The sequence below is a fragment of the uncultured Methanobrevibacter sp. genome, from assembly GCF_937906425.1.
GTDB lineage: Archaea > Methanobacteriota > Methanobacteria > Methanobacteriales > Methanobacteriaceae > Methanobrevibacter.
The window spans coordinates 1-9666 of sequence record NZ_CALCYR010000191.1; the positions used below are offsets into that span (position 1 = coordinate 1).

A 9666-nucleotide genomic window follows, 5' to 3' on the forward strand; every position below is an offset into this window, starting at 1 on the left:
AATAAATTTAAATTTTAATTATTAAAAAACTAAAAAAATAAATTTAAATTTTAATTATTAAAAAACTAAAAAAATAAATTTAAATTTTAATATTAAAAATCAGAATATTAAAAAATTTGAAGGTGTGCAAATGTTAAGAAAAGAAGATGGTGACTACTTACTGAAAATAGCTAAACTTGCTATAGAAACTTATGTAAAGGAAAATAGAAAAATTGAAATGCCTTCAGATTGTCCTGATTATTTGAAAGATGAACTTGGAGTATTTGTTACACTAAACAAAAACAATAATCTGAGAGGATGTATCGGTTATCCAGAACCAATTTTCCCATTGATTGAAGCAACAATAGATTCTGCAATTTCAGCAGCAATAAGAGATCCACGTTTCCCACAGGTAAGTGAAGGTGAATTGGATTCACTTGAATATGAAATTACAGTGCTTACAAAACCTAAATTAATAGAAGTTGAAGCTCCTGAAGAATATCTTGAAAAAATCACAATAGGAGAAGACGGACTTATTGTGGAAAAAGGATTCTTTAAAGGACTTTTATTGCCACAGGTTGCAACAGAATACAATATGGGCAGACAGGAATTTCTCGAACACACCTGCATAAAAGCAGGACTCAGTCCAAATGCATGGCTTGAGAGGGAAACCAAAGTTTTCAATTTCCAAGGACAAATATTCAAATAAATCATTTTTATACAAATTATGAAAAAAACTTAAAAAAAATAATTTTTACAAAAATCATTAGGAGATAAAACAATGATGTTACCAACTATACCAACCCCTGAAGAATTATTGGACAAGGGTTTTAGAAGAGGAAAAAAGGCAGCTGATTTAAGAAGAGGGGAAAAGATGCCTAAACATTTAAAAGGTAAAAGACTTGAAGAGACAAGAGTCATTACCTCCTGTCAGGTCATTAAAGACAAGCTTAAAATGATTATAGACCGTACCCCTGAAATTGAAGAGCTTCCAGAATTTTATCAAGATTATATAGACATTACTGTAGGTGTGGATGATTTTAAACAAGCCTTAGGTGCTTTAAACTGGGCTTATGGAATCATTACACAACTGGAAAAGGAATATGGTGCTAAAATTAGAAGAGCACCATCTGAAAAGGCAGCCGGACTTCGTAAACAAGCATACGGAAGAATATCTTCAGTTGTCTACAAGATTGAAAAGGATCTTGACTTTTTGGATTTTGCAAAACAAAACCTGAGAAACATGCCAACAGTTGATTTTGAGGCAACAAGCATTGTAATTGCAGGTTTTCCAAATGTTGGAAAATCCACATTGCTTACCCACATCACTGATGCAGAACCTCAAGTTGCTAATTATCCATTTACAACCAAGGGAATTCAAATAGGCCACTTTGAGAAAAGATGGAAACATTATCAAATCATTGACACCCCCGGATTATTGGATAGACCTATTGGAGACATGAATGACATTGAACTGAATGCTATGGTTGCTTTGGAACACTTGGCAGATGCAATATTGTTTATCTTTGACAGTTCAGAAACCTGCGGTTATCCTCTTGAAAACCAATACAATCTTCTTGAGGAAATTAAAAATATATTTGACGCTCCTATAATCTATCTATTCAACAAGATGGACATTGCAGAATATGATGGAATAAGACATGACTATATTCAGGAATATATTGACAAGACTGAAAACCCATTGCTTATTTCAGCAGCTGAAGGTGAAGGAGTTGAAGAGATTATCAAATTAATCCAACAGGTTGAAAAAAGGGAAAGAGTCTCTGAAGACGACTATGAAGAGGAAGATGGAAATTACTTCGATCTAACTTAAGAAATAAAAATACTATAATATCCTTAATCGTACAACCGAATACAAAAAATAAAAATATTATAAAATACCATAATCATATGAATATATTTTAAAAATAAAAGACATATAGACGATAAAAAATTAATTAAAAGGATATTAATTTTAATTACTTTTATATACTAAAATAGAAAAGTTTATAAATAAGTAAGTTCAAGTATATTTTAATAACAAAAATAAACTAAAAGTTTTAAACTATTAAAATTAATAAAAACGAATTTTTATAAAAAATTTTTATAGTTTAAAAGATAAAATATATGTAAAGGAATATTGAATTAGTTTCACTATAAATCATTAAGAAATATTTGATTTCTTAAACTTAAAAAATAGAATTTTTAAACTGATTTAATATTTAGCGGTCGAAAAAAATAAAATAAAAAAATAATTACAAGGGGTTATACTATGAGTGACAATTCCGAAGAAATTAAAGAAAAAGCTGAAGAGTTCAAAGCAAAAGCAGAAGCAAGAACTGAAGCTAATAAAGAAAAATGGGATGAAACCTATAATAAAGGAAAAGATGTAGCAGAAAAAGTTGGCGAAAACATCAGTAAAACCATCGATGATACAATCATTGCTGTAAAAGGTTTACAAAAAAACTTTGATTCAAGATACCAAGAATACAAGGAAACTGCTACTACCAATAAAATTCCTGTAGACATTGCAGAAACCAAGGATGCTTACTACATTCAAGCTTATTTGGCAGGTGTTGCAAAAGATCAAATTAGCATTGAAGCAACTGAGAAAACCATTACAATTCAAGCTCATTTCACCAACATATTGGATAAAATTGAAGACAGCGAAGAAAATCCTGCAAAATTAATCATAAGCGGATTTAAAAAGGGAGATGCTGAAAGAACTATCAAATTAGTTGAGGAAATCATTAAAGAAGAAGTAAGCGCTAAACAGGACAACGGTATTTTATTCATAACTGTTCCTAAAAAGGAAATCCCAAAAACAACTGTAGATATTGAATAAATTTAAAAAAAAATTCAAAAATCTATTGAAATTTTCTAAAGTTTAATTATAATATTATGATGTCAAATCATAATATTAATTTTTTCTTAAAAAAAAATTTATAGAATATTAGTATAAAAATCCCAAAATGAAAGAAAATTTGCTAAAAAAAGGGAAATATTTAATACTATGTTCATATATAATATTACTATATTCTAAATGGAGGTGAAAATTATGGCTATTCCTAAAGCTCCTGTTAATAGGATCATTAAAGAAGCTGGTGCTGAAAGAGTAAGTGCTGACGCAGTAGAAGCATTAGTAGCATACTTAGAAGAAGACGCAGCAGCTGTATCTAAAAAAGCAATTGAATACGCAAAAATTGCTAAAAGACAAACTGTAAAAGCTGATGATATTAAATTAGCTATCAAAGACGAATAAGATAATTAATTATCTTATTTTTAATTTTTTTAAAACAAAATTTATTTTTTATATTTTTTCTCCTTTTTTTAAAACCGACTATTTTTAAATTACTTAATCCAAATTACTAATTTTCACTAGTTTTAAATTACTTAACCTAAATTACTAATTTTCACTAGTTTTAAATTACTTAACCTAAATTACTAATTTTTACTGAATAAAAATAATTATTTAAATTAACTTTTTTAACTGAAATAAGTTAAAATTTCTTTAATATTTAAAAATCTTATTTTTACACCTATTTTTATAAATTTATAAAACAAGACCATTAAAATCTAAAATAAGATAAATTTTAAAATAATTTTAAAAATTAGAATAAAATAGAATAAAAGAAGTAAAAATTAGAATAAAATAGAATAAAATAGAATAAAAGAAGTAGAAGTTAGAATAAAATAGAATAAATAAAAAAAAGAAAAGAAAAAAGTAAGAATTAATAAAATAAAAATCTATTCATATCTTACTTTACCAATATGTCTAGTTGCACCAGGATCTTCATCATTGAAATGAGCCAAATAGTAAACAAACCATTCCAATGGAATTACAAGAACAAATGGAGACAATAATTTATTTACATCAGCGTAATCCTTTAAATTGTAAATAATTGTCTTAGCTTCCAATTCTCCTTTAGCAGTTCTGATAGCCTTCTTGGTTAATTCATCCACTTCTAAATCAGCATCCAAAAAGATTAAAGGAACATCCTTTTCTGCTCTTTCAATAAGACCATGTCTAAATTCAGAAGCATAAAGTGGACAAGCATGCTTAATGGCTCCTTCCATCAACATGGTCATGGCCAATTTATATGCAAGACCAAAGTTAACTCCACTACCTAAGCAATAGAATCCATCTTCATCCTTTAACTCTTCTGCTAATTTCTTGGAATCCTCTTCAGTTTCTTCCAATAGCTTTTCAACCAAATCAGGCATTTCAGCCAATTGATTTAGGATTTCATCAGCCTTTTCATATCCAGATGCCTTAAATAAAATTTGATAAAGACATGCCAATTGAGTAATATAGGTTTTAGTACCTAAAATTGCCTCTTCAGTATTTCCTAAAGTAATGACAGGATATTTGGCTTCCTTGATCATGTCACTTTCAGGCTCATTTGAAATAGAAACTGTTTGAATTTCAAATTCATTAGCTCTTCTTAAAGCAGCCAATGTATCAGCGGTTTGACCGGATTGGGAAGTGGCAATAAACAAGGAATTTTCACCCTTGTTTAATTTTTTATTATAAACAAACTCATAACCAGTGAAAACCTGAATTTTTAAATCACTTACAAGTGCTAATGCATCTCTAATAGAATAACATGTGGAAATGGAACTTCCACAACCGATTAAATAAATGATATCTACAGATTCTGCAATTTTTGAAATATTTTCCATATTTTCCAACTCAGAAGCAAAAGTCCTTCTTAAAGCCTCTGGTTGTTCCATCATTTCATAATACATTTTATATTTCATAAAACCCCTCGATATATTTTTTTTAAAAAAATGAAATAGTTATGAATATAATTTTAGCAAATAAGACAATAATCAATTATTATCTTTTTTATATTAAATTATAAATTTTAGAAATTTTTTAAATTCAGCCAATATTAAAAAATCAAATAGAATAAAATCAATCAAGTTATCCTACTTAATCATATATATTATTACTATCTTTATAAATCATTATATAAATAAGTTATTTAGAAAATTAAGAAAATATATAAAAAATAAAGATAAAACAATAGAAATATACTAAAATTTTTAATTAATAAAATCTAAAAATAGAAATAATAATAATAAAAATTTACAAAAACTTCACTGAAAAAAATTAAATAAAATCTAAAATAAAATTTAAAATATTTTATCAAAAGAAAAAAAACTATTAATTTTTTAAATATACATTTAGAAAATAATTACTAAAAAAATAATTTTGGGATTGAAATGGAAATTGATTTAAAGAAACTTGGTATGGAAAAAGGACAACAATACGAAACCATAATTACCACCGTCAACAAGGATGGCAAATCAAATACAGCCCCATTTGGACTAAGGGTTTTGGATAAAGATAAAATCCAATTGGGAATTTTTGAAGGTGGAAACACAATCAAAAACCTCCAGGAAAATAATGAATTTATAGTGAATGTCAGCTCTAATCCAATCATGTTTACACTAGCAAGCATCAATACAATCCCAGAAGAACATATTACTAGAATAAAAAAAGAAGATAAAGAATTAGCTTATTTTACAGAAACTGACGCTTATTTCATTTGCGAAATTGAAAGCATAAAGGCAGGTCTTAGAAAAGATCAAATTAATGAAAGCACAAGATACCATATTAAAGCAAATGTAAAAGAAATTTGCATAAATAAAAAATGTCCTAAAGTCATAAATAGAGGAATCCATGCACTTATTGAATCTTTAGTGAATTATTCAAGAATAAATATAGTAAATGAAGAAATGCAGGAGTATTATATTGAACGAATAAAGGAATCTGAAAGAATAATTAAAAAGGTAGGCAGTGCAGAAGAAAAAGAGGCAATAAACATTCTCGTTGAAGAATTAAGAAAAGAAAAATTTGACATTTAGAATATGGTTAAAAATTAAAAAATTACGTTTTAAAAAATAAAAATTAAAATTTAAGAAAAAAAGCTTATTAAAAAAATAACTGTATAAAAAAATAAAAATTAAAATTAAAGAAAAAATAGCTATTTAAAAATAAAAAAATAACTGTTTTAAAAAATAAAAATTAAAATTTAAGAAAAAATAGCTATTTAAAAAATAAAAATAGTAAAAATTTGATTTATTAAATTTAAAAATCTAATTTAGGTATTGTCTTACCAAGTCAACGAAATCAAATTTTTCCAATTCAAATAAACCTAAATCACTAATTTTATAGTCTGGAATAACAAGCAATGCCATAAATGACAAGGTCATAAATGGAGAAGTTAAAGTACATCCTAAACTTTCTGCCAATTCATGCAAATCATTTAATTTGCTTGCCACATATTCACAATTTTTATCAGACATCAATCCAGCAATTGGCAATTCAAGAATGTCCTGAATATCATCTTCCTTAGAAACTACAGCCAATCCGCCTTTACTTTCCCTAATCAAATTAACAGCCAAAGCCATGTCTTCAGAATTAGTACCTACAACTACAATATTATGGGAATCGTGTGCTACAGATGATGCAACAGCTCCTTTTTTAAGATTGAATCCCTTAATGAAACCATTGGTAATATTGTTTCCGCCATATCTGTTAACAACTGCAATCTTGATAATGTCCCTATTCAAGTCAGGCAAAATAACCTTGTTTCTAACAATGAGAGTTTCCTCAGACTTTGCAGTGTATAGTTCCCCATCAAATGCATTCATTACATAAACATTGGTTGTCTCATCCATAAGGGAATTGACATAATCCATTTCCATAATTGGATCAAAGTCCTTTGGCTCAACTTCATCCAATTCAAAATTATTGATTAACTTTGGAGCTTCAACTTCAAACAAAGCCTCTCCACCATCAACAACAAGTTCCCCATGAACCCAAACCTTTTGAATCTCAAGGTTTCTCAAATCATCAACCAATGAGAAATTAGCAATTTTTCCAGCTTCAATTGCACCGCAATTAAGATTATAATGTTCAGCAGGATTAAAGGTAACCATCTTAATAGCTTCCTTAGGCTTGACCTTTAATGAAATAGCCTTTTTAACCAAATTGTTCAAGTGTCCTTGGGATAGGTCTCTTGCATCAATGTCATCACAAACCAAAAAGTCAAATGGAGTGGTCATAACATCCTCATCAATTTGATTTACTACAATATTACCGGCCATTTCCTCTTCAATCAGATAATTGATACGCTCATCAATGTTTAAAAGATTGTCCATATCCTTTGCAGATGAACCTTCACGAATCATTATTTTCATCCCTGCCTTTTTCTTTTCAATAGCTTCACTAAAGCTGGCAGTTTCATGATCTGTGGAAATTCCATAGGAAATGTACTTTTCCAAATCTGCCCCAGTTAAAAGAGGAGCATGACCGTCAATCGGCTTGTTTAACTTATTTGCAGCCTCCAATTTTTTCAAGACCTCTTCATCTTCAGACAATACTCCAGGGAAATTCATCATTTCACCAAGAGCAACCATTTCATCAAGTTTTAGAAGTTCTTCTATATCCTTGCTGTCCAAGGTGGCACCTGAAGTTTCAAATGGAGTTGCTGGAACACATGAAGGAACAGCGAAATAAAAATCAAAAGGAACATTTTTTCCATCTTCAATCATGAAGTTTATTCCATCAATTCCGCAAACGTTAGCTATTTCATGAGAATCTGCAACAACGGAAGTTGTTCCAAATTTCAATGCAGTCTTTGCAAAATTTGAAGGAGACATCTTTGAACTTTCAATATGAATATGGGAATCAATAAATCCCGGAATCAAAATTCCCTCATAATCAAGGTCAAGTTCGCTTTCATCATCACAGATAATTGGAATCACTTCAACAAAATATCCATCCTTAATGAAAATCTCAGCAGGATAAACCTCTCCAAACTCTACATTAAGATATTTTGCAGTAATTACCAAATCTGCATCCGGAAGAAAATCCTCATCCATTTGAATTTCACCGATTTCAATGTCACCCTCGCCTTCAACACTGATGACAACCTGATTGCCGTCCACATCAATAATTTTTTCGCCCATTTTTAAACTCCGAACAATTTATAATCATTTAATGAAAAATTTAAAATTTTAAACTCAAAACATTTATAATCATTTAATAAAATATTAAAATTTTAAACTCAAAACATTTATAATCATTTAATGAAAAATTTAAAATTTTAAACTCCGAACAATTTATAATCATTTAATGAAATTTTAAAATTTTAAACTCAAAACATTTATAATCATTTAATGAAATTTTAATAAAAATGAAAAATAAAAAACTAAAAAATAATAAAAAAATAGTAAAAACAAAATTAATGAATTCCTTAAAAATCAAATGAAAGAAAATGAAAAAATGAATTTTTCAAATTCTTAAAAAATAAAGCATTTTAAAAAGTCTTAAATTTTTAAATTAAATCTAAAGTCTTAAATTTTTAAATTAAATATAAACTTTTAAAAAACCTTAATATCCAATTATTCCTGTAAAGCATTGTATAAAACAGGTAAAAATGCACCTACATCAGTTACAATACCAACAACTTGTGCACTACCTCTGTCTGAAAGTTTAGTAACTGTAGATGGATTAATATCCACACAAATACTTTTTACTCTGGAAGGCAATAAGTTACCTGTTGCAATAGAATGCAACATAGTGGAAATCATTATAACCATATCAACTTCCTGAGCATATTTACGCATTAGTTTTTGAGACTCTACAGTGTCTGTTATGACATCTGGAAGTGGACCGTCATCACGTATGGAACCTGCCAAAACAAATGGAACATCATTTTTAACACATTCATACATTATTCCGCTTTTTAAAGTTCCGTCCTCTACAGCATTTTTAATTGAACCTGAATTATTGATTCTGTTGATTGCTCTCATATGGTGAGTGTGACCATGAGCAACAACTTCACCTGTTTTTACATTAACACCAAGGGAAGTTCCAAATTGATCACATTCAATATCGTGAGTAGCCAAAGCGTTTCCAGCAAAAATAACATCAATGAATCCTTCCTTAATAAGTTGAGCCACAATTCCGGCAGAACCGGTATGGACAATAGCTGGTCCGCCAACAAGTGCTATTTTTCCTCCTTTTGCCTTAACTTCCTTGATTTCACTTGCAACTTCATTAATAATGCTCATCATAGGTTTTTCAGAAGAAACTTCACTGTTCATAAATTCAAATACGCCTTGTTTACCTCTTGATCTTTGAGGAGGTGTGATTTTTACTCCCTCTCTTCCAACTACAATAAGGTCTCCCTCTTTAATATCTGCAATTGGTCTGCAAGTTGCGGTTTTAGCTTCCTCATCAACTACAATTAAACAGTCCATTTCAATTTCATTAACTAAAATCCATTCATTTTTATAATAAATTTGAGTAATATGATGGCTTGTTGAATAAAAACCTTCAGGAGCTACTTTATCTTTAGGAGATGGTACTAAATTAACTTCCTCGATTTCAGAAATTGAAACTCCAATGAAATTTAGTTCATCAAGAATAGCGTTTAAAGTATCGGGAGATTCAGCTGAAACCATAATCTTAGCTTTACTAGTATCAGATTTACGTTTTCCTATGTCAAATTCCAGTATATCAAAGTCCCCACCTTTATCCATAATAATATCCATGGTTTTAGGAAGAGTTAAAGAATCAATGATATGACCAGACAATTCTATTTCTCTTTTATACATTAAAAATCTCCTTAAAGTTTTTTTATAAATTTTATAAGTTCATGCGCAAAC

The 9666-nt window shown here is 28.8% G+C and carries 8 protein-coding genes; 5 read left to right on the forward strand and 3 right to left on the reverse strand.

Annotated features, from left to right (window positions below; genetic code table 11):
- The first annotated feature begins 130 nt into the window (after window positions 1–130).
- The 4 genes from Q0138_RS05435 to Q0138_RS05450 all read left to right on the forward strand — a co-directional run bounded on the left by Q0138_RS05435 (window position 131) and on the right by Q0138_RS05450 (window position 3241).
- Window positions 131–688 (forward strand): TIGR00296 family protein, encoded by a 558-nt coding sequence (locus Q0138_RS05435; RefSeq protein ID WP_297981841.1) that lies wholly within the window; start codon window positions 131–133, stop codon window positions 686–688.
- 72 nt (window positions 689–760) lie between these two features.
- The gene (locus Q0138_RS05440) at window positions 761–1813 is read left to right on the forward strand and encodes an NOG1 family protein (protein ID WP_297981843.1); all 1053 of its coding nucleotides are present in this window, start codon (window positions 761–763) and stop codon (window positions 1811–1813) included.
- A 438-nt stretch (window positions 1814–2251) separates the two neighbouring features.
- On the forward strand, window positions 2252–2824 hold the full coding sequence (locus Q0138_RS05445) for an Hsp20/alpha crystallin family protein (RefSeq protein ID WP_297981845.1): 573 nt from the start codon (window positions 2252–2254) through the stop codon (window positions 2822–2824).
- A gap of 210 nt (window positions 2825–3034) precedes the next feature.
- On the forward strand, window positions 3035–3241 hold the full coding sequence (locus tag Q0138_RS05450) for a histone (RefSeq protein ID WP_297981853.1): 207 nt from the start codon (window positions 3035–3037) through the stop codon (window positions 3239–3241).
- 485 nt (window positions 3242–3726) lie between these two features.
- Here Q0138_RS05450 and Q0138_RS05455 read toward each other — a convergent pair whose 3' ends face one another.
- Window positions 3727–4740 (reverse strand): SIS domain-containing protein, encoded by a 1014-nt coding sequence (locus Q0138_RS05455; protein ID WP_297981847.1) that lies wholly within the window; start codon window positions 4738–4740, stop codon window positions 3727–3729.
- 468 nt (window positions 4741–5208) lie between these two features.
- Between Q0138_RS05455 and Q0138_RS05460 the strand changes: the two genes are divergently transcribed.
- Window positions 5209–5853, forward strand: coding sequence for a DUF447 domain-containing protein (locus Q0138_RS05460; RefSeq protein ID WP_297981849.1), 645 nt, complete (start codon window positions 5209–5211; stop codon window positions 5851–5853).
- A 231-nt stretch (window positions 5854–6084) separates the two neighbouring features.
- On the opposite strand, the gene ade is transcribed toward Q0138_RS05460, so the two are convergent.
- Together ade and Q0138_RS05470 are read right to left on the reverse strand one after the other, a co-directional pair.
- The gene (ade, locus tag Q0138_RS05465) at window positions 6085–7962 is read right to left on the reverse strand and encodes an adenine deaminase (protein ID WP_297981851.1); all 1878 of its coding nucleotides are present in this window, start codon (window positions 7960–7962) and stop codon (window positions 6085–6087) included.
- 435 nt (window positions 7963–8397) lie between these two features.
- Window positions 8398–9615 carry a TIGR00300 family protein gene (locus Q0138_RS05470; protein ID WP_297981852.1) on the reverse strand — a complete coding sequence of 406 codons (1218 nt, stop codon included), beginning with the start codon at window positions 9613–9615 and terminating at the stop codon, window positions 8398–8400.
- Between the last annotated feature and the right edge of the window lie 51 nt (window positions 9616–9666).